Raw genomic sequence first — 24197 nt, 5'->3', positions numbered from 1 at the left:
TGGACCGGGGGAACCGGGCCCACCGGCGAACGGCGGCACGCACCGGAACGGCGGCATGGACGGACACGGCGACTCGGACACGGCTGGGAACGGCGCCACGGGACGCTCCGAAGACCCCGGTGACGGCCGGCCGGCCGACCCGGGCACCGGTGGGGACGGCTCCGCCCGCGGGCCTGCCGGCCCGGTCACCGGAGCCGAAGGACCGGGTGGCGCCGGGCGGGCACCTCGGATCCCCACGCCGCGCAGTTCAGTCGAGGACTCCGGGATGCCGTTGCCCGACCCGTCTCCCGTGACCGCGCCGCCGGTCTCTCCCCCCGCGCTCGTGCTCGAGCACCGGGTACTGAAGTCGCTGCTCGGAGCATGGGCGCTGGCCGCCTGCTCGGCCGAGGAGACGGCCGCCGTCGAGGCTCACCTCGGGGACTGCGGCCCGTGCGCGGACGAGGCGCGACGGCTGCGCCAGGCCGTCGGACTGCTGCAGCGTCCCGAGAGTCTCGATCTCGACCCGGCCCTGCGCACCCGCGTCCTGCAGAGCTGCCTCGACCGGCGCCCGCCGCGCATCCCGGTGCCGGACTGGGTGGCCCCCTTCGACGCCGAGGCCGCCCGCCTCGACGCCCTGCTGCAGGACATCGGCGACTCCGAGTGGCACGCCCCGGTGCGGCTGCGCTGGTTCGACGGGACGGGGCCCACCAGCCGCCGCACCACCGTCGCCGGGGTGATCGCGCACCTGCTCTCCGTCGACGGGCTGGTGGCGGTCGCGCTGGGGCTCGACGACCCGCTCGGGAGTGTGAACGGCGAGGAGGGCACTCCCGAGGGCCGCACGGAGGCGTACTGGCGCGCCTCACACTTCCCGCCCACCCGTTCGGTCCGCGGACCGTGGCGGGAGCAGAGCCACAACCTGGTGCGGACGCTGTCCTTCACCGGCGGGGACACCGGGACGCCGACGGTCTCCTACGGCGGCTTCGGGCTGTCGCTGCGGGACGCGATGCTGGACCGGGCGTTCGAGTGCTGGGTGCACGCCGAGGACATCGCGAACGCCATCGACTACCCGTACGAACCGCCGGCGCCCCGGCATCTGAACAGCATGATCGACCTGGGCGCGCGCCTGCTCCCCGCGATGCTGGCGGCCCGGCGGCAGGCCGGTCTCGCAGCCCCCGGCCGCACCCGGCACCTCGTACCGGCGGGCGAGCCCGGGCGCACCCTGCGTCTGGAGATCGAGGGATCGGGCGGCGGCGAGTGGCTGATCGCCCTGGACTCGCCCGGCGCGGTCGCCTCCGCCGAGCACGAGGTGGCGCACGTCGCACTCGACGGGGTGGAGTTCTGCCGCCTGGCCGCGGGCCATGTGCCGCCCGAGGAGGCGGCTGCGGGGCAGGTCGGGGACCGCGAGGCGATCAGGGACGTGCTGTTCGCGGCGGCGTCGCTGAGCCGGATGTAGGCCCGGGTCTCAGGCGAAGACCACCGTCCGCCGGCCGTTCAGCAGGATGCGGCGCTCGGCGTGCCACTTGACCGCGCGGGCCAGCGCCTGGCACTCGACGTCCCGGCCGATCGCGACGAGCTGGTCGGGGGTCACGCCATGGCCCACCCGCTCGACCTCCTGCTCGATGATCGGGCCCTCGTCGAGGTCGGCCGTGACGTAGTGAGCGGTGGCGCCGATCAGCTTCACACCGCGCGCGTGCGCCTGGTGGTACGGCTTCGCGCCCTTGAAGCTCGGCAGGAACGAGTGGTGGATGTTGATGATCCGCCCGCTGAGCTGCTTGCACAGGTCGTCCGAGAGCACCTGCATGTACCGGGCCAGGACCACCAGCTCGACGTCCAGCTCGTGCACCAGCTCCAGCACCCGGGCCTCGGCCTCCGCCTTGGTGTCCTTGGTCACCGGGACGTGATGGAACGGGATGTCGTACGACCCGACCAGCTCGGCGAAGTCGGTGTGGTTGGACACCACGGCCGCGATCTCGACGGGCAGCGCGCCGGTCCGGGCGCGGAAGAGGAGGTCGTTCAGGCAGTGCCCGAACCTGCTGACCATCAGCACGACGCGCATCTTCTCGTCGGCCCGGTTGATCTGCCAGTCCATCTGGAAGGAGTCGCCGATCGCCGCGAAGCTCGCGCGCAGCTTGTCCACGGTCACGGGGGCCTCCGCGGAGAAGTGCACCCGCATGAAGAACAGTCCCGTGTCGTGGTCGCCGAACTGCTGGCTGTCCTCGATGTTGCAGCCGGTCATGAAGAGATAGCTCGACACGGCGTGCACGATCCCCTGCTTGTCCGGGCAGGAGAGGGTGAGGACGTACTGGTGGGCGGGGACCGCGGCTCGGGTGGACTGCTCACTCATGCAGGCCAGGGTCTCATGACGGCGGGCCGGGACGGGTCTCCGTCCCGCCACCCGGACGCCGCGTTCCGCCTGTTACGCGCTCCGGGTGACGATCCGCAGCACCTCGAGCGTCCGTGGGGGGACGTCGGGGTCCTCGCCGTCGCTCATCGCGAGCCGCACATGGGCATCGCGTGCCGCCCGCACCGCCTCGGGCCACCCGTGGTGGTTGAGGTACGCCCCCACCTCGGCATCGGGCCCGACCTGGTGCATGATCCGCAGCACCCGCAGCACCGCGGTGTCGACGAGCGCCGCCTCCTGCGAGTCGCGGAAGATCGTGCCGACGTATTTCTCGGCGGACCAGTTGTCCAGCCAGGTGTCCTCGACGAGGCGGTACACGGCGTCGGTGACGTCCCCGTACCCGTCGACTCCGGCGAGCCAGACGTCCCGTTGGAACACCTGGTCCGAAAGCATGTGCAGCGCGGAGCGCACATTGCTGCGCCAGCGCCACCACGGCATGTCGTTCAGTGGCATGACGCCCATGGTGGATGAGCGACGGGCACGACGGGAAGAGCTCTCCGAACCTTGCACGGTCATCGATCGTACGTTCCCTGTGAAATCCGGATCATCGACCCCCGCAATTCACCTCTACGTCACTTCTAGTTGACCACTGATCGCACGAGGGTTAGTGATGTGGGGGAATCGTGCGTGTCCATGACCGGCAGGCAACGTACCAGCTCCTCCCCCACCAGCCCGAGTGCTCCGGGTGCCGTCCGCAGAACTGCGACTCCCCGCGTCAAGACGGCCCTGATCGCCGCGGGAACTCTGGTGGCCTGTGCGTCGCTGGCCGCGGCCTGCGGTGTCGTCCCCGGTATCTCGGGGGGTTCCGGGGACGACACCGTCACCGTCATGACGTGGGCGCCCCAGAACACGTCGGCGACCAACAAGCCGGGCATGCCGGCCATGGCGAGTGCGTACGCCCGCTGGGTCAACGCGCACGGCGGCCTCGACGGACACAAGCTGAACGTGCTCACCTGCAACGACCACAACGACTACGTGGGCGCCGCCAAGTGCGCCCGGCTCGCCGTCAAGAAGAAGGTCGTCGCGGTCGTCGGCTCCTACAGCCAGTTCGGCTCCTCCTTCCTCTCGCCGCTGGAGTCGGCGGGCATCCCGTACATAGGCGGCTACGGCCTGACCGACGACGAGTTCAAGAGCGTGCTCTCCTACCCCGTCAACGGCGGCCAGCCGGCGCTGCTGGCCGGCCTCGGCGAGGAACTGGGCAAGAGCTGCGGTCCTGTCGCGATGGTGCGGCCCGACACCGTGGCCGGCGACCAGCTGCCCCTGCTGCTCGACTCCGGGCTGAAGGCGGCGGGTCACGCCCGGGTCGCCGATGTGCGGGCCGCCGAGGACGCCACCGCGTTCGACTCCCAGGCCAAGTCGGCGCTGGAACAGGCGACCGCGGACACGGCGAAGAAGGGGTGCGTGGTGCCCTCGCTCGACGACCGCACCGGCACGTTCATGGACTCCTTCCGCCGGCTGAGCACGGAGTACCCCGCGGTGCGCACCGCCTCCGTGCTCGGCAGTGTCGACCAGTCGGTCATCAACCAGTCCGGCGGCGGCTCGGGTCCCTACGAAGGGGCGTACGTCACCGGCTGGTACCCGGAGTCGACGGACAAGCGCTGGGACCCGATGAAGAAGGTGATCCGCGAGGAGGCCTTCGGCGACAACCGGATCGACCCGACGGACGCGGGCGTGCAGACCACGTGGATCGCCTACACGGTCCTGAAGAAGGTCGTGGAGTCGCTCGGCGGCGGCCGGGTGAGCGCGAACACTATCCGCTCGGCCCTCGACAACGGCCTCAAGGTCGACACCGGCGGCCTCACCCCCAGCCTGCGCTGGCGGTTCCAGGACCTGACCGCCGTCGTCGACTTCCCCCGGCTGATCAACTCGAGCGTGACCTTCCAGGTCGTGCACCAGGGTCAGCTGGTGGCGGCCCGCAAGGGCTTCGTCGACGTCTCGAAGACGCTGGAGAGCACCTCCCAGTAGACCCGGCGAGCGGGGGCACCGAACGGGCCCGCGCGAGCTGTGCACCGCACGGTCGCGGACCGGCTACACGCAGCCGCGCCGTCACAGCTGTGTCGGCTGGCGCTGGGTCAGGCCGTACTTCTGGGCGATGGCGTTCCACAGCCGCGCGGCCTTCGCCTTCTGGGCGCTGGCCGTACCGCTGTCGCGGTTGCCCGCGTCGGTCTGGCCGGTGGAGCGGGCATGGCCCTTCCTGCACGTCTTCTTGTTGCCCGCGACCTGGTCCGCCCAGGCGGCGTAGTGGGTGTCGGCGGACGCGGACGCCTTCCATGCCGCGGTGAGCGAGTTGGTCAGCTCGCCGTGCTGGGGCAGCTTGTCGACCTCGAGCTTGGACAGCTGCGTGACCAGGCCGTTTCGCTGCTGGGCGGCGTTGCGCAGATCGGTGGCTGCCTGGCCGAGGTTCTGGCAGACCTTGACCTCCGCGACCGCCTTGATCACCGCACCCCGGCTGTTGCCGCTGTCGGCGAGGAGCTTGTCGAGCGCGACCGCCTGCTGCTTGGCGGCGTCGTCGGAACCCGAGGGCGAGGAGTCCGCGGCCGGGCCGGTCGCAGAGACGTTCTTGCTATTGCCGCCCTCGTCGTCGGTGCCCCCGCCACCGCCGAGCAGAGCGCCCGCGCCGATGCCGAGGACGACGATGCCCACGCCGACGGCCGCTATGAGCGGCATCCGCGAGCGGCCGCGGCCGCCGCCGCCCTCGTCGTGTCGTCCGGCCGCCCGGCCCATCGGGGCACCCGGCGTGTCCGCCCCGTCGAACCTCGGCAGATGCTGGGTGGGCTCGGCGCCGCCCGCGGCATGCCGGAACAGGTTGTCGAACTCCGCCGGCGTCCGCCGGTCGTCCTGGGGCTCCGGCATTCCGTAGGGCGCGGGACCCGGCTGTCCGGGTACGGGCGGAAGGTACTGCGTGGCCTGGGCGTCGGGGCCGGCGGGCGGCAGCGGCGCGGAGCCCTGGGCCCGGCCGAGGAAGCGCGTCGCGGCGTCGCCGGACACCTCGGGCGGCAGCGCCCCCGCGGTCACCGGCGGGATGTACTGGGTCGCCCCCTCGTCGGGGCCGGCCGCGACGGGCGGGATGTACTGGGTCGCGCCCTCGTCGGGGCCGAGCGCCACCGGCGGGATGTACTGCGTGGCGCCCTCGTCCGCGGGCGGCAGGGGCGCGGCGTGCGGCAGGGGCTGTGCGCCCTGCCGATGATCGTAGGCACCCTGCTGCGGCAGGTGTCCGTCCTGGCCGTACGACGACGGCTGGGCACCCTCGGGCGGCAGCGGCTGTCCCGCCCCGCCGTGCGGCTGCTGGGAGGCCGGAGCCCCGCCCCAGCCTTGCTGCGGATCCGGGGTCTCCCAGGAGGACTGTGCGCCGTGCGCGCCCCACTCCGGTGCGGGCGCCGCCCCGGCTGCACCCCATTGCTGCCCCGCGTCGCCGCCCCAGCCCTGGGCAGCCGGGGGCGCCTGGGGAGACTGCTCCGGTCCCCACGGGCTGCCCCATGCCTGACCGCCCGCCGGGGCGCCATGGCCCTCCGGGCCGCCCGCAGCCGCCGCATGGCGGCCGGCCGCGGGAACGGCGGAGCCGTTCGCTCCGCCCGCCTGGCCCGGCAGCAGGGGCTCGCCGCCGTCGGAGGGCAGCACGATGCCTTCGCGCGCGGGCCGCGCCGAGGGCTCCTCGCCCTGTCCACTCTGCGTCACCGGGACTCCTACGAATGGGGGACTTTCGGAATCGTCGGCTCACGCTACCGGGTCCCCCGAGCCGCATGCCACGCAGCACAGGGCCCGACCTCGCGCCCGTGTGACAGCGGTAACACAACCGCCACGCCGGGCGCTGTTTAAGTCCTCTTCCACACCTTCGCCCGTCGGCCACCTCTCGTTCGCCGGACTTTCACACCAGCGCGGCTGCTCCGTAAGGCACTCCGAAGGAGCGCGCGAAAGCCCCGAACGGAGTTCGACGCGGCTATGCGGCCGTCGCCAGATCCATCCGCGCCCTGAACTCCCGCACCACCGCCTCGTCCCGGAACGGCTCCAGCCGCTGCTGGAGGTCCTCCAGGTACTCGGCGCCGCGGTTGGACCGCAGGCTGCCGAGGATCTCCACGGCCTTCAGGCCCGTGTGGCAGGCCTGCTCCACCTCGCGCTGCTGGACCTGGGCCGTCGCGAGCAGCACATAGCCGATGGCCCGGCGCCGCGCCCGGGACTCGGGGTGCCCGGCCAAGGACTCCTCCGCGCACCGTGCCGCCGCCTCGGCCTGTCCGAGGTCCCGGTGGCAGTGCGCCAGCTCGTCCGCCAGATACGCGTGGTCGAAGTGGGCGATCCACGCCGGGTCGTCCCCGGTCCCCGTGTCCGCCGCCTCCAGCGCCGTGACCGCGCGGCCCGAGGCGATCTGGGCGGCCCGCGCATCGCCCATCAGCGCGTGTCCGCGTGCCTCGGCGGCGAGGAACATCGCCTCCGCGCGCGGTGTCGCCCGCCCGCGTGCCCCTTCCTGGGCCGCACGGGCCAACTGCGCGATCTCGCGCGGATTCCCGAGCTGCGCCGCGAGGTGGCTCATGGAGGCCGCGAGCACATAACCGCCGTAGCCGCGGTCGCCCGCCGCCTGTGCGAGGCGCAGCGCCTGGATGTAGTACCGCTGGGCGAGTCCCGGCTGTCCGGTGTCGACGGCCATGTACCCGGCGAGTTCCGTCAACCGGGCGACGGCCGCGAAGAGTTCGCGCCCCACGGCGTCCCGGTACGAGCCGGCCAGCAGCCCCGAGACGACGCTGTTGAGGTAGTGCACGACGACCGGGCGCACATGGCCGCTGCCGTACTGGTGGTCCAGGTCGACCAGCGCCTCGGTCATCGCACGCACCGCGGCCACGTCCGAGGACCCCACCCGCGGTCCGGCCGACCGCGCGACCTGCGGGTCCGGCCCGGAGATCAGCCAGTCGCGGCTCGGTTCGACGAGGGCCGAGGCGGCGACCGAGGAGCCGGAGAGGAAGTCGCGCCGCCCGACGTCGCTGCGCCACAGCTCGCAGACCTGCTCGATGGCGCCCAGCACAGTCGGCGAGAACTGCAGGCCCACGCCGGAGGCGAGGTTCTTGCCGTTGGCCATGCCGATCTCGTCGATCGTGACCGTGCGGCCCAGCTTGCGGCCGAGCGCCTCGGCGATGATCGCCGGTGCCCGGCCCCTCGGCTGCTGCCCGCGCAACCAGCGCGCCACCGAGGTCTTGTCGTAGCGAAGATCGAGACCGTGTTCCGCGCCGCACATGTTGACCCGGCGGGCGAGCCCCGCGTTCGAGCAGCCCGCTTCCTGGATGAGCGCCTGCAGCCGTTCGTTCGGCTGCCGCGCGACGAGAGGCCTGGCGGCCATGCGTACCCCCTGCTTCACGGCTCGGATGCCTGCACGTGCACCGAGTCGACGTCTCTTCAACGGCCGGGTTTGACGGGAACTCCTTTCCCGGGCACCGAAAGGATCCGGCCTTGAAGATCGATGCCCAGCAGGCATGCCTCTGATGCGAGACATGCGCGGATTGCCGGGGTAAAGGCTGATGCCGCACCCCTCACGTGGTTACCCGGACCTCGTTGCCGTTCCTCTTGCGCGCCCCCGCCCGTGCACCTGTGCGCCCCACCCTCGAAGACGGTGCTCCTCCCGGCGCATGCGGAATTAATAGGACATTCCCAAAAGGCGCTTCCCGAGCGGCCGACGGCGCCGGACCGGGAGGCGTAACCCCCGGTCACGACCAGAGTTGTGTTCAACGTGGAAGAGACGATCGCAGGCCCTCAAGCCGCCCCCATCCCGCAGCAGCGCGGCGGTTCGCTGCTGGAAGCCGCCGTACGTTACGTCCAGGAGCGCCATTGGGACGTGTTCCCGGGCACCTGGCTGGAAGCCGTCGACGGGATGCCTCGCTGCTCCTGCGGTCGGGCCGCATGCCGCATGCCCGGCGCCCATCCGGTGCGCCAGGACTGGGCGACGCAGGCGACCGGCAGCGCGACCGTCGTGCGCCGTCTGTGGGCCGGACAGCCGAAGGCTTCGATCCTGCTGCCCACCGGGCGGACCTTCGACGCGATCGACGTCCCGGAGACCGCCGGATTCCTCGCACTCGCACGCATGGAGCGGATGGCACTCACCCTCGGGCCCGTGACCCTGACACCGGACCGCCGCATGTGGTTCTTCGTGCTTCCCGGCGCGTCGGCGAAGGTTCCGGACCTGGTGCGGAACCGGGGCTGGTCGCTCGACTCCCTGGACCTGTCCGCCCTCGGCGAGGGGTGCTACGTCGCCGCGCCGCCCACGCGGTACGCCGCCCGCGGCGCCGTGCAGTGGGTCCGCCGGCCGACGGACGCGAACCGCTGGCTGCCGGACGCGGAGGAGCTGATCTCGCCGCTCGCGTACGCCTGCGGCCGGGACCGATAGGCGAGCGCCGCCGCCGAACTCGCCCGGCCCGCCCGTGCAACCGGGCCCCGTTCACGCCTTCCGCTCCGGTGGCCTCACTCCCCTCTGCCCTCTTGTCCTTGCCCCTTAGGGTGCTCCTATGACCGAGGGAGCAGCGACAGGCATGTCCGCCGTACGGGTGCAGGGGCTCTGGAAGCGGTTCGGGGAGCAGATCGCCGTCGCCGGCATCGATCTTGAGCTGCCCGCCGGGCGGTTCATCGGGCTGGTCGGCCCGAACGGGGCCGGGAAGACCACCACCCTGTCCATGGTCACCGGGCTGCTGAGGCCCGACCAGGGCACCGTGGAGGTGGTCGGGCACGACGTCTGGCGCGACCCGGTCGAGGTGAAGGCCCGCATCGGCGTCCTGCCCGAGGGGCTGCGGCTCTTCGAAAGGCTCTCCGGGCGTGAACTCCTCGCCTACACCGGCCGGTTGCGGGGGCTGCCCGGCGCCGAGGTCGACAAGCGGGCCACCCAGCTCCTCGACGTCCTCGACCTGGCCGGGGCGCAGCACAAGCTCGTCGTCGACTACTCGACCGGCATGCGCAAGAAGATCGGACTGGCCGCAGCCCTGCTCCACAACCCCGAGATCCTCTTCCTCGACGAGCCGTTCGAGGGCGTCGACCCGGTCTCCGCGCAGACCATCCGCGGAGTCCTGGAGCGCTACACCGGCTCCGGCGCCACCGTCGTCTTCTCCTCCCACGTCATGGAGTTGGTGGAGTCGCTGTGCGACTGGGTGGCGGTCATGGCCGCGGGGCGCATCCGCGCGCACGGCCCCCTCGCCGAGGTACGCGGCAGCGCCCCGACGCTCCAGCAGGCGTTCCTCGAACTGGTCGGCGCACACGGCCGCGCCGCCACGACCGACCTTGACTGGCTCGGCGGTGGCACCCGATGAGCGCCGTGGGCCTCACCCCCGTCGTCGTACGGCTCAAACTGTCCCTGCTGCGCAACGGCCTGCGCCAGTCCGCCGGGCGGCGGGCCGCCTACATCACCTCCATCGTCGTCGTGCTGCTGATCGCCGCGCTGCAACTGCTCGGTCTGATCGCCCTGCGCGGCAACGCGCACGCCGCCACCATCGCGGTCCTGCTCGTCGAGGTGCTGGCGCTCGGCTGGGCGGTGATGCCGCTGTTCTTCCCCAGCGGCGACGAGACGCTGGACCCCACCCGCCTGGTGATGCTGCCGCTGCGCCCGCAGCCCCTCGTACGGGCGCTGCTCGCGGCCTCCCTTGTCGGCATCGGCCCCCTCTTCACGCTCTGCCTGTTCACCGGCGCGGCGATCTCCGTGGCGCACGGGCCGGCCGCGTACGGCGTCGGCGTGCTCGCGGTCGTCCTGGCCCTGCTCGTCTGCGTGGCGCTCGCCCGTGCCGTCGCCGCCGCCAACATCCGGCTGCTGACCAGCCGCAAGGGCCGCGACCTGGCCGTCCTGAGCGGACTCGTCATCGCGGTCGGCGCGCAGCTCGTCAACTTCGGCGCCCAGCGGCTGGGTTCGGCCGGGCTGTCCCCGCTGGACCCGGTGGAGAACGTGCTGCGGTGGGTGCCGCCCGCCTCCTCGATCGGCGCCGTGGACTCCGTGAGCCGCGGTGCCTACGGCCTTGCGGTCGCCCAACTCGCGCTGAGCGCGGCGGCGCTCGCGGGGCTGCTGGCCCTGTGGTCGCGCAGCCTGACGACGCTGATGACCTCACCGGACGAGTCGACGCTCCAGGCCGCCGATCCCGGCGCCCGGGAGCGCACCTCGACAGGCCTGTCCCGGCTGCTGCCCGCGGGCCGTACCGGCACGGTGATGGAGCGCAGCCTGCGCTACATCTGGCGTGACCCGAAGACCAAGGCGGCGTGGGTGACCTCGCTCGCGATCGGACTGATCGTCCCGGTCTTCAACGCCCTGCAGGGCACCGGGTCGATCTACTTCGCCTGCTTCGCCGCGGGGATGCTGGGCATCCAGATGTACAACCAGTTCGGTCAGGACACGTCCGCGTTCTGGATGGTCGCCATGACGATCTCCTCCCGCCGTGACGCCTACGCCGAACTGCGGGGCCGGGCGCTGGCACTGCTGCTGATCACGCTCCCGTACGCCACGCTCGTCACCGTGGTGACGACCGCGCTGCTGGGCGCCTGGCCGAAGCTGCCCGAGGTGCTCGGGCTGTCCTTCGCGCTCCTCGGCGCGATGCTCGCCACCGGCGCCTGGTCCTCGGCCCGCTTCCCCTACTCCATCCCGCAGGAGGGCTACAAGAACGTGGTCCCCGGTCAGGCGGGCCTCGCCTGGATCTCCATCTTCGGCGGCATGATCGCCGCCGCCCTGCTGACCGCGCCCGTGATCGCCGTCGCGATCTGGCTGAACGTCTCCTCGGACGGCGACAGGTGGACCTGGCTGCTGCTCCCGGCGGGCGTCCTCTACGGTGCGCTGATCACCCTGCTCGGCCTGCGCCTCGCCGCACCGCGCACGGCGGGGCGGCTGCCGGAGATCCTGACGGCGGTCTCCAAAGGTTGAACACGTTCACCCGGGGCAGGCGTGCCGGGAGTGACGGAAATCCGGGGAGCAACGATTTCGTCGAATCTTTTCGGAAGCCGATGTGGGCTGCGTCACGTTCGAGTTGAATGATGTCCGGAGAGTGGACGAGCGCGGCGTACGTGCGGACGCAGCAGCCTGCAGGGGGTTCAGGTGAGTGCTTCCCGGCGTAGTGGGACCACTGACGAGCTGGGGCCCGGTGAGCCCGAGCGCGATGGCTCGGATCTTCTGGCCGCGCTTCTGGACGGGATGGACGCGGCCCTGTGCGCCTTCGACGCCGCCGGGGTCGTGACCCACTGGAACCGGGAGGCCGAGCGGATCCTCGGGTGGACCGCGGCGGAAGCGGTGGGACGGCAGGGGTTCGCCGGATGGGCCGTGCGGACCGCCGACGCCGAGGAGGTCGAGGGGCGGCTGATGTCCGCCATGGAGTCGCCCGGCCGGCAGGTGCACGAGTTCGCGCTCCTCACCAAGGAGGGCGGGCGGGTGCTCGTGCGGACCCAGTCCGCGGCGGTGCGCGGGCCCGACGGAAAGCCCGCCGGGGTCTACTGCGCCTTCAGCGAGGTCCATGCGCAGATCGACCTGGAGCGTTCCATCGCACTGAGCGAGGCCCTGTTCGAGGACGCGAGCTGGGGTGTGGTCCTGGTGGACGCGGATCTGCGGCCCGCCGTGGTCAACGCGTACGCGGCCCGGGCACTCGGCATCGGCCGGAGCGCCGTGCTCGGACGGCCTCTCGGAGACCTGCTCCCACAGGGCGTGGAGGAGCTGGAGAGCGCGCTGACCCACGTGCTGGCCGAGGGGGCACCGCCCGCTCCCGCCGAGATGTGGGTGAGTGTGCGGACCGGCGAGGGCGAGAAGCGGCGGTGCTGGCGCAGCGGGTTCCTGCGGTTGTCCTCACCGCTCGCGGAGGAGCCGGTTCCACTGGGCGTGGGATGGCTGTTCCAGGACATCACCGAGGCCAAGCAGGCCGAGCAGGAGGCGGCCCTGCTGCGCTTCCGCTCCAACCAGCTGCACCGCGCCGCCCGGGCGGCGGCCGAGTGCGAGGATCCCGCCGAGGCGGCCACCCTCCATCTGGACTTCGCGCTCGCCGGATTCGCCGACCACGCGCTGATCGACCGGGTGGCGGACGGATCGGCGGCGGACGGAGAAGGACGCATCCGGCTGGTGCGGGCCGCCGAGACACCCTCCGGGACACCCGGGCCGAGCATGCTCTCCGGGAAGGCCGGGCTTCCCGCGCGGTACACGGAGGGGCATCCGGCCCTGCAGTGCGTGGCGCGCTCCGGATCCGTACGGGCGGGCGCTGGCGACGTCGGCCCCGAGGAGGCACGCGCGTGGGCGCAGGCCCGGCAGTGGCCGCCGGACGCGGTGCACGCGCTGTGCACGGTGCTGCGCAGCCGGGGCCGGACACTGGGCGTGGTGACGTTCCTGCGGGGTCCGGGGCGCAGCCGGTTCGAACGGCCCGACGCGGTGTACGGGGAGGACGTCGCGGTGCGGATCGCCGCGGCGCTCGACCTGGCGGACGTGTCGGGCGCCGCCGAGGAGGCGTAGGCCGCGACGCCGGCCTGATCCGAACGACAGGCCCTAGCCCTGTCGGTAGAAGATCCGGTCGCCGTACTCCCGCATGACCCGGGCGTTCCAGTCGTGGCCCCCGTCGACGTTCCCGGACCGCAGCAGCGGCGGTTCGACGCCGCGGTCCGCGAGGACGCCGGCGGCCGTCGCCATCACCGCCTGGAGCAGGGCCGTGGTCACGACGGTCGAGGCGGGGGCGAAGGGGGCGGGGATGGCGTCGAGGGTGAGCGTCGCGTCGCCCACCGCGATCTTCGAGTCGAGGACGATGTCGCAGTGGTCCTTGAGGTAGGTGCCCGAGGCGTGCCGCGAGCCGGTCTCGGAGGCGTACGCCACCGAGGTGACCCCGATGACCTTGACCCCCCGTGCACGGGCGTTCGTCGCCATCTCCACCGGGAGGGCGTTGCGGCCGGACAGGGAGATGATCACCAGGAGGTCACCGGACCGGAGCGGGCTGCAGTCGAGGACCGCGCCGGCCAGACCGTCCACCCGCTCCAGCGCCGAGCCCAGCGTCGCCGGCATGACGTCGACTCCGACGACCCCCGGCACCGCGAGCAGGTTCATCAGGGCGAGGCCGCCCGCCCGGTAGACCAGGTCCTGGGCGGCCAGCGAGGAGTGCCCGGCCCCGAACGCGAACAGCCGGCCGCCCGCGGCGACCACGTCCGCCACCAGGGTGCCCGCCGCAGCGATCTCCTCCGCGTCCTCGTCCCGCACCCGTTGAAGCATGCCGATCGCCGCGTCGAAGAACCGCCCGGCCAGTTCGTTTCCGCCCTGCGGCTCCCCGCCACTCGGCTGCTCGCTCATCGGCGACGCCCCTTCGAAGTCTCGGTGTCCCGTTCCCGACCGGCCGGCGACCGCACGGCGCAACGACGACGCACCGGCGCCCCGGGGGCGGCCCGTGTCGCGGATCACGTTGCGGTCCGGACCAGAGGGATGTCAATACGGACGGGCCCAGGGGGGCCGCTCGGCGGCCCGGGTTTCGCCGGCTCTCCCCGGTTGTCAGCGCGATGCGTCAGAATTGAGTCCAGGGCCAGCGCACACGCCGGTGAGCCGTCGAGCCTCCGGCAGATTTCATCGAGGGGCACGTATGTCCGGACTGATCGACACCACGGAGATGTATCTCCGCACCATCCTCGAGCTGGAGGAGGAAGGCGTGGTCCCCATGCGCGCCCGCATCGCCGAGCGGCTCGACCAGAGCGGCCCGACGGTCAGCCAGACCGTGGCGCGCATGGAACGCGACGGGCTGGTGTCGGTCGCGGCCGACCGCCACCTGGAGCTCACGGACGAGGGCCGCCGCCTGGCCACCCGTGTGATGCGCAAGCACCGTCTCGCCGAGTGCCTGCTGGTCGACGTGATCGGCCTGGAGTGGGAGCAGGTGCACGCCGAGGCGTGCCGCTGGGAGCACGTGATGAGCGAGGCGGTCGAGCGCCGCGTCGTCGAGCTGCTGCGGCACCCCACCGAGTCGCCGTACGGCAACCCGATCCCGGGTCTGGAGGAGCTGGGCGAGAAGGACGGGGCGGACCCGTTCCTGGACGCGAGCATGGTGTCGCTGGCCGAGTTGGACCCGGGCACCGACGGCAAGACCGTCGTCGTCCGGCGTATCGGCGAGCCCATCCAGACCGACGCCCAGCTGATGTACACGCTGCGGCGGGCCGGCGTGCAGCCCGGCTCGGTGGTCAGCGTGACGGAGTCCGCGGGCGGGGTGCTGGTCGGCAGCGGCGGCGAGGCGGCCGAGCTGGAGTCGGAGGTCGCTTCCCACGTGTTCGTGGCCAAGCGCTAGGCGGAGCCGGATACGTCCGGCCGATCTTTCGCCTCGCACGGTCCCGACGCGCGCACGGGCCTTCACCGGAGCCGCGCAATGCGGGTGACTCCAGGGGCTGTTGTGATGACTTCGCGATCCTGCCGAATCCAAGATCCAGTGCGCGGAATCGCAGCGTTCGGGCCGTGCGCATGCAAGGCTGTCGCATGAGGCATATGACCGGAGAGCTCGTGGCCACGGGGTGACAGCGATATCACCTGGTCAGGGAGGGGGCGGATGAATGTGCCGCAGACAAGGGAAGAGCCCCGGCACCTTGTGGCGCCGGGGCCTGTCCTCCCCTGTTCCGACCCGGAGCCCCGAGCTCCCAGGGTCGTCCCCCTCGGACCGTTTTTCCCCGAGCGGTCCGCCTCCCGCTGAAGATCTCCCCGCGGAACCGACGGCCAATCCTCGAGGAAGGTCACTCGAAGGAGGGGTGTTGTCTCCAGAAGCACCATTTTCGAATAGTCATTCGATAGCGTGGCGGCCATGGCCCCACCCGATCGTGCGCCACAACGACCGGCGCATCCCGTGACTCGGCGAGAGACGGCACCACACAGGACCGGCACCGGCGCCCGGCGACGGCGGTGACCGGCACCACCAGCAGGACAACAGCGGCAGTACGACGAGCGCGTGGACCGGCCAGCGGAAGCAGGCGGTCCGGACGGAGCAGGGGGGTGCCACGAGCATGGTGCGGCGCATCGACGTGACCGGAGAGGGCGGCCTACGCCTCGCGGCCTGGGCGTTCGCCGACCCGCCCAAGACGGGGGAGAACGAGCGGGCACCGGGAGTGCTGTTACTCCACGGGCTGATGGGCCGCGCCTCGCACTGGGCGCCCACAGCCCGCTGGCTCTCCGAGCGGCACCGCGCCGTCGCACTCGACCAGCGCGGTCACGGTCAGAGCGACAAACCACCCGAGGGGGCGTACACCCGCGAGGCCTACATCGACGACGCCGAGGCCGCCCTTGAACAGCTCGGCCTCGCCCCGGCCGTCCTCATCGGCCACGCCATGGGCGCCCTGACCGCCTGGCAGCTCGCCGCCAAACGCCCCGACCTGGTACGCGGCCTGATCATCTGCGATATGCGTGCCTCCGCGCTCGGCGCCGCCTCGCAGCGCGAGTGGGAGAGCTGGTTCAAGTCCTGGCCGCTGCCCTTCGCCACACTCGCCGACGTACGGAAGTGGTTCGGCGAGGACGACCCCTGGGTGGAGCGCCCGAATCCGGCACGCGGCGAGTTCTACGCCGAGGTGATGGCCGAGTCCGAGGACGGCTGGCGGCCCGTCTTCGAACCGGAGCAGATGCTGAAGTCCCGCCAGACCTGGGTGTACGACGCGCACTGGGAGGAGCTGGCGCAGGTGCAGTGCCCGGCCCTGGTCGTCCGCGGCCTCGACGGCGAGCTCGGCCGTGCCGAGTCGCAGGAGATGGTGCGCGTCCTGCCACACGGCCAATACGCGGAGGTCGCGGAGGCCGGACACCTCGTCCACTACGACCAGCCGGAGGCGTGGCGCGCGGCGGTCGAACCGTTCCTGGAGGGCGTACTCACCCCCTGAGCAGCGGAAATGATGCGCACGGCAGGACGATCGCCCGACTACGGAAAAAAGTGGTTGATCCTGGCGCGATGGGTTCTTAGGGTGGCTGGTACTTCGGAAAGGAGGTGGTTCGGCAGATGTATGAATACCGGACGGAAGAGGTGACTGCGGGCTAGTGGCCCGCCGTCGTACTCGGTTCGGCGCCGGACCAGCGCGTGCGCGAAGCGTGCAGCCGGCCTAATCCAACGCAGTCACCCGACCCGCGAGCTCGCCGGTACGTCCGGCCGGCTCCCCCGCCGTCAGGCAGGGGGACCTGAGCTCGCGGGTCGTCTGCGTTCACGGGCGCCCGCGCCCGGCACGAGCCGGCCGGCAGGGCCCCGCACACGGCCTCAGGGACTCAGCCGCTCCACCCGCCACGTGCCGTCCGGTTCCGCGACATAGCGGAGGCGGTCGTGGAGGCGGTTCTCACGGCCCTGCCAGAACTCGACCGTCCGGGGCGTGACGCGAAAACCGCCCCAGTTCGGCGGAACGGGAACCTCGGAGCCCTCGGGATAGCGGGCGCTCAGCTGCTCGTACGCGGTGTCGAGCTCCGCACGCGAGGCGATCACCGAGGACTGCGCGCTGGCCCAGGCACCGAGCCGGGAGCCGTGCGGGCGGGTGCGGAAGTAGGCCGTCGTCTCCTCGCGGCCGGTGCGGTGGGCGGTGCCGGTGACGATCACCTGGCGGGCCATCGGATGCCACGGGAAGAGCAGCGAGATGTGCGGGTTGACCGCCAGGTCCCGGGCCTTGCGGGACTCGTAGTTGGTGTAGAAGACGAAGCCCTGTGCGTCGTAGCCCTTCATCAGGACCGTGCGGGAACTGAGCACGCCGTCCGCGTCCGCCGTGGCGACCACCATCGCGTTCGGCTCGTAGATCATCCCGGCAACCGCGGCCTGCGCCGCCTGTTCGAACCAGCGCGCGAACTGCTCCATCGGCACGGCGGCCAGCGACGACGCGTCGAGTCCTTCGGCACGGTAGTGCGCCCGCATCTCGGCGGGATCGTGCGCCAGGTCCTCGGTGGGCCCCTGGGCCGCCGCACGTTCGACAATGGGTTCGATCTCCGGCTCCGCGGCGGAGGCGGCGGGCGGTTCGGCTTCGGGCTCGTCCGGGTAGCGGTCGGTCACCCGGTCATCTTGCCCCATGCCCTTGGCACTTCGAAGGGGTGCGGTTCATCACTGCGTGGCACTGAGTGCCGCCACCTCTCCCCAAAGGTGGCACTCGGGGATATCGTGCAGATGCCGTTCGGGTTGGGTGACCGCCGACCGATCGGGGCATCACCGGATTGACCGTTTCGGACCGCGAGTCTTTCGTCAGCGACCGTGGAACCGGGACGGCGCACCTCCCCCTGACAGCCGACGTCCACCACCTCAGTCCCAGCGGCTCGTGGACGCGGCCGACGGGAACCCCACAGACCACATCCGCCGCACACATCACGAGGAGCCGCCTGATGTCCGACTTCGTACCCGGGCTCGAGGGAGTCGTCGCGTTCGAGACGGAGATCGCCGAACCGGACAAGGAGGGCGGTGCCCTGCGGTACCGGGGCGTCGACATCGAGGAACTGGTGGGCCAAGTCTCCTTCGGCAACGTCTGGGGGCTGCTGGTGGACGGCGCCTTCAATCCCGGCCTGCCGCCCGCCGAGCCCTTCCCCATCCCCGTGCACTCCGGTGACATCCGTGTCGACGTCCAGTCGGCGCTCGCGATGCTCGCCCCGGTGTGGGGTCTGAAGCCGCTCCTGGACATCGACGTCGAGCAGGCCCGCGAGGACCTGGCCCGCGCCGCCGTCATGGCCCTGTCGTACGTCGCCCAGTCGGCGCGCGGACAGGGGCTGCCGATGGTGCCGCAGAGCGAGATCGACAAGGCGCACTCCGTCGTGGAGCGGTTCATGATCCGCTGGCGGGGCGAGCCGGACCCGAAGCACGTGGCGGCCGTCGACGCCTACTGGACGTCCGCCGCCGAGCACGGCATGAACGCCTCCACCTTCACGGCCCGGGTGATCGCGTCCACGGGTGCGGACGTCGCCGCCGCGCTGTCCGGCGCGGTGGGCGCCATGTCCGGTCCGCTGCACGGCGGTGCGCCCTCGCGTGTGCTCGGCATGATCGAGGAGATCGAGCGCACCGGTGACGCGGAGGCCTATGTGAAGCGCGCCCTCGACCAGGGCGAGCGGCTGATGGGCTTCGGACACCGGGTGTACCGCGCCGAGGACCCGCGTGCCCGTGTGCTGCGCCGTACGGCCCGTGAGCTCGGGGCACCGCGCTTCGAGATCGCGGAGGCGCTGGAGAAGGCGGCCCTGGAGGAGCTGCACAACCGCCGACCCGACCGTGTCCTCGCCACGAACGTGGAGTTCTGGGCGGCGATCATGCTGGACTTCGCCGAGGTTCCGGCGCACATGTTCACGTCGATGTTCACCTGCGCCCGTACGGCGGGTTGGTCGGCGCACATCCTGGAGCAGAAGCGCACGGGCCGGCTGGTACGGCCGTCCGCACGCTATGTCGGTCCCGCCCCGCGAAGCCCCCAGGAGATCGAGGGTTACGCGGACATCGCGCGCTGACCGCACCGCGCGGGGGCACCCGTTCACCGCCCCGCACGCGACACGGCCCCGCGTCCGGCGGAAGGGGGCGCGGAGCCGTCCGGCGTCACGCGGGGCTCAGCAGTTCCGCGTGATGCCGGGCCGCTGCCGCCGGATGCGCCCGCAGCTTGCCCTTCAGCTCGTTGAAGCCGTACTCCGCGAACAGCGGGTTGGCCGGGTCGTCGGTGACGCCGGGCGCGGAGGCGGCGTGCGGGAAGGGCAGCGGTTCCACGCGGGCGTCCAGACGGGGGTTGAAGAAGAACGGCACGGAGAACCGCTCGGTGGCGCCGGGCGGGCTGACGACCCGGTGGTTGGTCGCGACCAGATAGCCGTCGGTCGCCACCTCCAGCAGCTCACCGAGGTTGACCACGAACGCTCCCTCCAGTGGCGGAACGTCGTGGAAGAGTCCGTCCGCGCGCTGCACCTGGAGTCCGCCGATCCGGTCCTGGAGCAGCAGGGTCAGGAATCCGTAGTCCTTGTGGGCGCCGACCCCCTGGTCGGCGCCGTCGCCGGCTCTCCCGGGGTAGCGCACGAGCTTGAGGTGCGGATGCGCACGGTCGCCGAAGACCGGGTCGTAGAAGCCGGCGGGCGCGCCGATCGCGGTGAGAAGCTCGTGCAGCAGCCGCCGGGCGACCGCGCCGAGCCGGTCGATCCAGGCGAGCGCGGCGGTCCGCAGTTCGGGGAGGGCGCCCGGCCACTGGTTGGGGCCCTGCAGCCACCAGTAGGCGGGTTCGCCCGGGCCGGGTGCGCGGACGGGTCGTTCGGCGCCTATGTCGAGCTGGTCGCGCCAGTCGCGGGTGCCGCCGGTGCGTTCGTCACCGATGCGGGTGTAGCCGCGGAAGTGCGGCGAGTTCACGTTGTCGAGGGCGAGGCGGTCGGCCGTCGGGAGCGCGAAGAAGGCGTGCATGGCGTCGAGCAGGGCATCGGTCTCGGCCCGGGTGACACCGTGCCCGACGAGCTGGAAGAAGCCCACGTCATGGGCGGCGCTGTGCAGCTGGGCGTGCAGCAGCGCCCGTGCCCGGGGGCCGCGGTCGGCGGCGGAGAGGTCGATGATCGGGAGCTGGTCGTACGGCGGGTTCGTCATGGGGTGCGTCCGCAGGGTCTACGGGGGCAGGAGCGTCCGCGGAGGATGGTACGGACCCCTGGGTGCCACCGGGGGAGGAAGAGGGGCTGGGTCAGGCGGAAGGCCGACAGCCCATGCTCGTGACGCGCACGTAGTCCACGTGGCGGCGTCGGACGAGCACCGGAGGCATGAGGACAAGGGTACTGCGGGTTGCGCGGAACGGACGCGACGGCCGCGGAGGGTGGGCAGCTCTCAGCCCAGCGCCTCCTCCAGGAGCACGGCCCACTGGGCCACCACCCGGTCCCGGCGGGCCCCGTCGTCGGTGAGCAGGTTGGCGAGCCCGAGGCCACGGGCCATGTCGAGCAGCCCCTGGACGGTTTCACGGACGCCGGGACGTGATTCGTCGGCGCCGAGCAGGTCCACGGCGATACGGTGGGTCTCGCGGCCGACCCGGGCCTCCAGCTCCGTCACGCGCGGCCGCAGCTGGTTCTCGTCGCAGGCGGCGACCCACAGATGCAGAGCCGCACGGAACAGCGGCCCGGTGTACAGGTCGACCAGGGCGGCGACCACCGCACGGCGGTCGGCCGCCCCTTGCGGGAACAGGGCCCGTAGCGCCGTGGAGCGCTCCTCGGCGACGTACTCGACGGCGGCCGTGAACAGGTCCTCACGGGTGGGGAAGTGGTGCTGCGCCGCGCCCCGGGAGACACCGGCGCGTTCGGCGACGACGGAGACCGTGGAGCCCGCCCAGCCGTGTTCGGCGAGACAGGCCACGGCGGCCTCCAGGAGCCGCTGCCGGGTGGCCCGGCTGCGGTCCTGTTTGGGAACGCGTTCGACCGCGTTCACACCACCCATGCGGGGTCCCGTCGCTCGAGGAAGGCCGTCATCCCCTCGCGGGCCTGCGGCGAGGAGAACAGCCGGGCCGAGAGCGCGGTCAGTTCGGCCGCGTCCCGGTCGAAGGTCTCCCGCACACTAGCCGTGAGCAGTTGTTTTGTCTCGGCCAGCCCCTGGGGCGAGGCCCTGCGCAGCCCGTCGAGCACGGGCGCGAGCACCGCGTCGACGTCGTCGCCCGCCGCGGTGAGCAGCCCGGTGCGCACGGCCTCGGCGGCGTCGAAGCGTTCACCGGTGAGGTAGTAGCGGGCGAGGGCGCGGGGGTCCGTGCGCGGCAGCAGGGGCAGGGAGATGACGGCCGGGGCGACCCCGATGCGCACCTCGGTGAAGGCGAAGGTGGCCTCCGCCGAGGCGGCCGCGATGTCGCAGGCGCCCAGCAGCCCGAGGCCGCCCGCACGTACGTGCCCCCTCACCCGGGCGACCACGGGTTTGCGCAGTTCGACGATCTGCCGCAACAGCCCGACCAGGGCGTCCGGGTGCGGCGGGTCACGCAGATCGGCGCCGGCGCAGAAGGTGTTCCCGGTGTGGGTGAGGAGGACGGCCCGTACGTCGTCGTCCTTGCCGCAGCGGGTCAGCGCCGCCGCCAGTGCGCCGACGAGCGCGCCCGACAGGGCGTTGCGGTTGCCGGGCGAGTCGAGGGTGACGGTGGTGACACCGCGGTCGTCCGCGGTGTGGACGAGCTCGCTCACGAGCGCTCCCTGAGCTGCCGGCGGAGGATCTTCCCGGACGCGGCCCGTGGCACTCCGTCGACGAAGGTGACCCGCCGGACCCGCTTGTAGGGGGCGACACGTTCGGCGACGTACATCATGACCTCACCCGCGGAGAGCTCCTCCGCGCCCGGCTGGCGTACGACGAAGGCGTGCGGGACCTCGTTGTTGTCGTCGTCGTAGACACCGATGACGGCGGCGTCCCCGATCTTCGGGTGGGTCAGCAGGAGCGCCTCCAGTTCGGCGGGCGCCACCTGGAATCCCTTGTACTTGATGAGTTCCTTGACCCGGTCCACGACGAAGAGCCAGCCGTCACCGTCCACATGGCCGATGTCCCCGGTGTGCAGCCAGCCGTCCGGGTCGATCATCGCGTCGGTCGCTCCGGGCTGTCCCAGGTAGCCCTTCATCACCTGGGGACCGCGGATGGCGATCTCGCCGCTCTCGCCGACGCCGAGGTCCTTGTCGGGATCGTCGAGGGAGAGGATGCGCATCTCGGTGCCCGCGACGAGCTTGCCGACCGTGCCGGGGGGCGCGTCGCGGGCGTCCAGGGGCACGACATGGGTGCACGGGGACAGCTCCGTCATGCCGTAGCCCTGGCCGATGGGCGGCAGGCCGAGCCGCTCGGCGCAGGCCACCGCCAGGCTCGCGTCCAGGGGCGCGGCGGCGCTGATGATGTACTTCAGGGACGACAGGTCGTACCGCGCGACGGTCGGGTGCTTGGCGAGCGCCAGCACGATCGGCGGCGCCACGTACAGACCGGTGATGCGGTGGTTCTGGATGGACGCCAGGAAGGAGTCCAGGTCGAAGCGCGGCAGCACCACGACGGTGGCCCCCTGCCGCAGGGGTGCGTTCATCAGGGCCGTCATGCCGTAGATGTGGAAGAAGGGCAGTACGGCGAGGATGCGCTCGCCCGGCCCCGTCCCGATCAGCGGGCGGATCTGGGCGAGGTTGGTGGCTATCTGACGGTGCGTGAGCATCACGCCCTTGGGCATGCCCGTGGTCCCGGACGAGTACGGGAGGACGGCGACGTCCTGCACCGGGTCCATGTCGACCTCGGGTTCGGGCGCCGCCGTCGCCAGCATGTCGATCAGGGAGCGGTGTCCGGGCGCGCTGTCGCAGACGAAGATCTCCTGTACGCCGCCGGCCTTGTCGGCGGCCGTGCGTGCCGTGTCCAGGAGGGGCGTCACGGTCACGATCCAGCGGGCGCCCGAGTCGCGCAGCTGCTTGGCGAGTTCCTCGACCGTGGCGAGCGGGTGCACGGTCGTTACCGAGGCCCCCGCGCGCGTGGCGGCGTAGAAGGCGGTCGGGAAGGCGATGGTGTTGGGGCTGTGCAGGGCGAGGACGTCACCCTTGCGCACCCCTGCCTCGGTGAGTGCGGCGGCCAACCGCCGGTGGAACCGGTCGAGTTGCTCGTAGGTGAGCGTGGTGCCGTCCACCCCGTCGATCAGGGCGGGCAGCTCACCGAACTCGGCGGCCCGGCCGAGCACCGCGTCGTGGATGGGCATCTCGACGGCCGGGACGTCCGCATACTGGCTTCGGAACACGGTTCCTCCTCGTACGACTCTGTACGACTGCGGTACGGCTGCGGTACGGCTGCGGGGCTAGTAGGACTTCGGCAGCCCCAGGGTCTGGTGGGAGACGTAGTTGAGAATCATCTCCCGGCTCACCGGTGCGATACGAGACACGCGCGCCGCCGTGATGAGCGAGGCCAGTCCGAACTCCCGTGTGAGCCCGTTGCCGCCGAGCGTGTGCACGGCCTGGTCGACGGCCTTCACACAGGCCTCCCCCGCGGCGTACTTGGCCATGTTCGCGGCCTCGCCCGCGCCGACGTCGTCCCCGGAGTCGTACAGGAAGGCCGCCTTCTGCATCATCAGGCGGGCCAGTTCCAGATCGATGTGCGCCTGTGCGAGAGGATGGGCGATCGCCTGGTGGGCGCCGATGGGCTGCTTCCAGACAGTGCGGTCGCGGGCGTACTCGACGGCACGGGAGAGCGCGTAGCGGCCCATGCCGATCGCGAAGGCTGCGGTCATCACGCGTTCGGGGTTGAGCCCGGCGAACAGCTGGAGCAGTCCCGCGTCCTCGTCGCCGACGAGCGCGTCGGCGGGCAGCCGCACGTCGTCCAGGGTCAGCTCGAACTGCTTCTCCGCACCGGAGAGTTCCATGTCGATCCGCCGCCGCCCGAAGCCCGGCGTGTCCCGCGGGACGACGAACAGGCAGGGCTTGAGCCGTCCGGTCCGGGCGTCCTGGGTGCGGCCGACGATCAGGGTCTCGTCGGCGATGTCGACGCCGGAGATGAACACCTTGCGGCCGGTGAGGAGCCAGTCGGCGCCGTCGCGGCGCGCGGTGGTGGTGATGCGGTGCGAGTTGGAGCCGGCGTCGGGTTCGGTGATGCCGAAGGCCATGGTGCGGGTGCCGTCCGCCAGGCCCGGCAGCCAACGGCGCTTCTGCGCCTCCGTGCCGAACCGGGAGATGACCGTGCCGCAGATCGCCGGCGAGACGACGAGCATGAGCAGGGGACAGCCCGCGGCACCCAGTTCCTCGAGCACGATGGCGAGTTCGGCTATGCCCTCGCCGCCACCTCCGTAGGCCTCCGGCAGGTTGACGCCGAGATAGCCCAGTTCGGCTGCCTCGGACCAGAGTTCGGTGGGGTGGCGGTTCTCGGCGATGACGGTGGAGAGGTAGTCGCGGCCGTAGCGCTTGCCGAGGGCGGCCACGGCCGAGCGGAGGGCTCGCTGTTCGTCGGTCTCGATGGCGGGGCTCATATCGGTCTCCCGGGTACGGAGTTGA

At 71.9% G+C, this 24197-nt stretch carries 20 protein-coding genes; 9 read left to right on the top strand and 11 right to left on the bottom strand.

All coding sequences use genetic code 11. From position 1 onward, the window contains the following. Positions 1-55 precede the first annotated feature (55 nt). Positions 56-1432: a maleylpyruvate isomerase N-terminal domain-containing protein gene (locus ADL25_RS08805; RefSeq protein ID WP_059127127.1), complete on the top strand. Its 1377-nt coding sequence runs from the start codon at positions 56-58 to the stop codon at positions 1430-1432. A gap of 9 nt (positions 1433-1441) precedes the next feature. Here ADL25_RS08805 and purU read toward each other — a convergent pair whose 3' ends face one another. Both purU and ADL25_RS08795 read right to left on the bottom strand, forming a co-directional pair. Then, complete coding sequence (gene purU, locus ADL25_RS08800; protein WP_059127086.1) at positions 1442-2323, bottom strand: formyltetrahydrofolate deformylase; 882 nt, start codon at positions 2321-2323, stop codon at positions 1442-1444. Positions 2324-2395: 72 nt separating this feature from the next. Beyond that, positions 2396-2896 (bottom strand): SCO4402 family protein, encoded by a 501-nt coding sequence (locus ADL25_RS08795; RefSeq protein WP_079050248.1) that lies wholly within the window; start codon positions 2894-2896, stop codon positions 2396-2398. Positions 2897-3013: 117 nt separating this feature from the next. On the opposite strand from ADL25_RS08795, the gene ADL25_RS08790 reads away from it, so the two are divergent. After that, positions 3014-4345, top strand: a complete 1332-nt coding sequence (locus ADL25_RS08790; protein WP_059127084.1) for an ABC transporter substrate-binding protein — start codon at positions 3014-3016, stop codon at positions 4343-4345. An 81-nt stretch (positions 4346-4426) separates the two neighbouring features. On the opposite strand, the gene ADL25_RS08785 is transcribed toward ADL25_RS08790, so the two are convergent. After that, positions 4427-6055, bottom strand: a complete 1629-nt coding sequence (locus ADL25_RS08785; RefSeq protein ID WP_059127083.1) for a hypothetical protein — start codon at positions 6053-6055, stop codon at positions 4427-4429. 262 nt (positions 6056-6317) lie between these two features. After that, on the bottom strand, positions 6318-7703 hold the full coding sequence (locus ADL25_RS08780; protein WP_059127082.1) for a hypothetical protein: 1386 nt from the start codon (positions 7701-7703) through the stop codon (positions 6318-6320). Positions 7704-8081: 378 nt separating this feature from the next. On the opposite strand from ADL25_RS08780, the gene ADL25_RS08775 reads away from it, so the two are divergent. From ADL25_RS08775 to ADL25_RS08760, 4 genes are all read left to right on the top strand, one after another. Next, positions 8082-8744, top strand: coding sequence for a bifunctional DNA primase/polymerase (locus ADL25_RS08775; protein WP_107116552.1), 663 nt, complete (start codon positions 8082-8084; stop codon positions 8742-8744). 118 nt (positions 8745-8862) lie between these two features. Continuing rightward, positions 8863-9654 (top strand): ABC transporter ATP-binding protein, encoded by a 792-nt coding sequence (locus tag ADL25_RS08770; RefSeq protein WP_059127081.1) that lies wholly within the window; start codon positions 8863-8865, stop codon positions 9652-9654. Further along, positions 9651-11243 carry a hypothetical protein gene (locus ADL25_RS08765; RefSeq protein WP_059127080.1) on the top strand — a complete coding sequence of 531 codons (1593 nt, stop codon included), beginning with the start codon at positions 9651-9653 and terminating at the stop codon, positions 11241-11243. Before ADL25_RS08770 ends, ADL25_RS08765 begins: the two co-directional genes overlap by 4 nt. Before the next feature lie 171 nt (positions 11244-11414). Next, positions 11415-12806 (top strand): PAS domain-containing protein, encoded by a 1392-nt coding sequence (locus ADL25_RS08760; RefSeq protein ID WP_059127079.1) that lies wholly within the window; start codon positions 11415-11417, stop codon positions 12804-12806. Positions 12807-12839: 33 nt separating this feature from the next. Here the strand turns inward: ADL25_RS08760 and ADL25_RS08755 are convergent, their stop codons facing one another. Continuing rightward, on the bottom strand, positions 12840-13628 hold the full coding sequence (locus tag ADL25_RS08755) for an SIS domain-containing protein (RefSeq protein ID WP_059127078.1): 789 nt from the start codon (positions 13626-13628) through the stop codon (positions 12840-12842). Between the two features lie 283 nt (positions 13629-13911). On the opposite strand from ADL25_RS08755, the gene ADL25_RS08750 reads away from it, so the two are divergent. Together ADL25_RS08750 and ADL25_RS08745 are read left to right on the top strand one after the other, a co-directional pair. Further along, positions 13912-14604 carry a metal-dependent transcriptional regulator gene (locus tag ADL25_RS08750; protein WP_059127077.1) on the top strand — a complete coding sequence of 231 codons (693 nt, stop codon included), beginning with the start codon at positions 13912-13914 and terminating at the stop codon, positions 14602-14604. A gap of 703 nt (positions 14605-15307) precedes the next feature. Next, complete coding sequence (locus ADL25_RS08745; protein ID WP_059127076.1) at positions 15308-16168, top strand: alpha/beta fold hydrolase; 861 nt, start codon at positions 15308-15310, stop codon at positions 16166-16168. Positions 16169-16536: 368 nt separating this feature from the next. Here the strand turns inward: ADL25_RS08745 and pdxH are convergent, their stop codons facing one another. After that, positions 16537-17175, bottom strand: a complete 639-nt coding sequence (gene pdxH / locus ADL25_RS08740) for a pyridoxamine 5'-phosphate oxidase (RefSeq protein WP_059127125.1) — start codon at positions 17173-17175, stop codon at positions 16537-16539. Positions 17176-17633: 458 nt separating this feature from the next. Here pdxH and ADL25_RS08735 point away from each other — a divergent pair, with 458 nt between their 5' ends. Beyond that, positions 17634-18734: a citrate synthase 2 gene (locus tag ADL25_RS08735; protein ID WP_059127075.1), complete on the top strand. Its 1101-nt coding sequence runs from the start codon at positions 17634-17636 to the stop codon at positions 18732-18734. An 85-nt stretch (positions 18735-18819) separates the two neighbouring features. Here ADL25_RS08735 and ADL25_RS08730 read toward each other — a convergent pair whose 3' ends face one another. From ADL25_RS08730 to ADL25_RS08710, 5 genes are all read right to left on the bottom strand, one after another. Continuing rightward, positions 18820-19836, bottom strand: coding sequence for an isopenicillin N synthase family dioxygenase (locus tag ADL25_RS08730; RefSeq protein ID WP_059127074.1), 1017 nt, complete (start codon positions 19834-19836; stop codon positions 18820-18822). 231 nt (positions 19837-20067) lie between these two features. After that, complete coding sequence (locus tag ADL25_RS08725) at positions 20068-20667, bottom strand: TetR/AcrR family transcriptional regulator (protein WP_059127073.1); 600 nt, start codon at positions 20665-20667, stop codon at positions 20068-20070. Further along, positions 20655-21392, bottom strand: coding sequence for an enoyl-CoA hydratase family protein (locus tag ADL25_RS08720; RefSeq protein ID WP_059127072.1), 738 nt, complete (start codon positions 21390-21392; stop codon positions 20655-20657). The genes ADL25_RS08725 and ADL25_RS08720 overlap by 13 nt, the downstream gene beginning before the upstream one ends. Further along, positions 21389-22954 (bottom strand): 4-coumarate--CoA ligase family protein, encoded by a 1566-nt coding sequence (locus ADL25_RS08715; protein ID WP_059127071.1) that lies wholly within the window; start codon positions 22952-22954, stop codon positions 21389-21391. Before ADL25_RS08715 ends, ADL25_RS08720 begins: the two co-directional genes overlap by 4 nt. Before the next feature lie 57 nt (positions 22955-23011). After that, complete coding sequence (locus ADL25_RS08710) at positions 23012-24172, bottom strand: acyl-CoA dehydrogenase family protein (RefSeq protein ID WP_059127070.1); 1161 nt, start codon at positions 24170-24172, stop codon at positions 23012-23014. Positions 24173-24197 lie beyond the last annotated feature (25 nt).

The sequence above is a fragment of the Streptomyces sp. NRRL F-5122 genome (assembly GCF_001507435.1).
GTDB classification, from domain to species: Bacteria; Actinomycetota; Actinomycetes; order Streptomycetales; family Streptomycetaceae; genus Streptomyces; species Streptomyces lannensis.
Note: the sequence above shows the minus strand (reverse complement) of the source record. Positions and strands in the feature narration are given on the sequence as shown.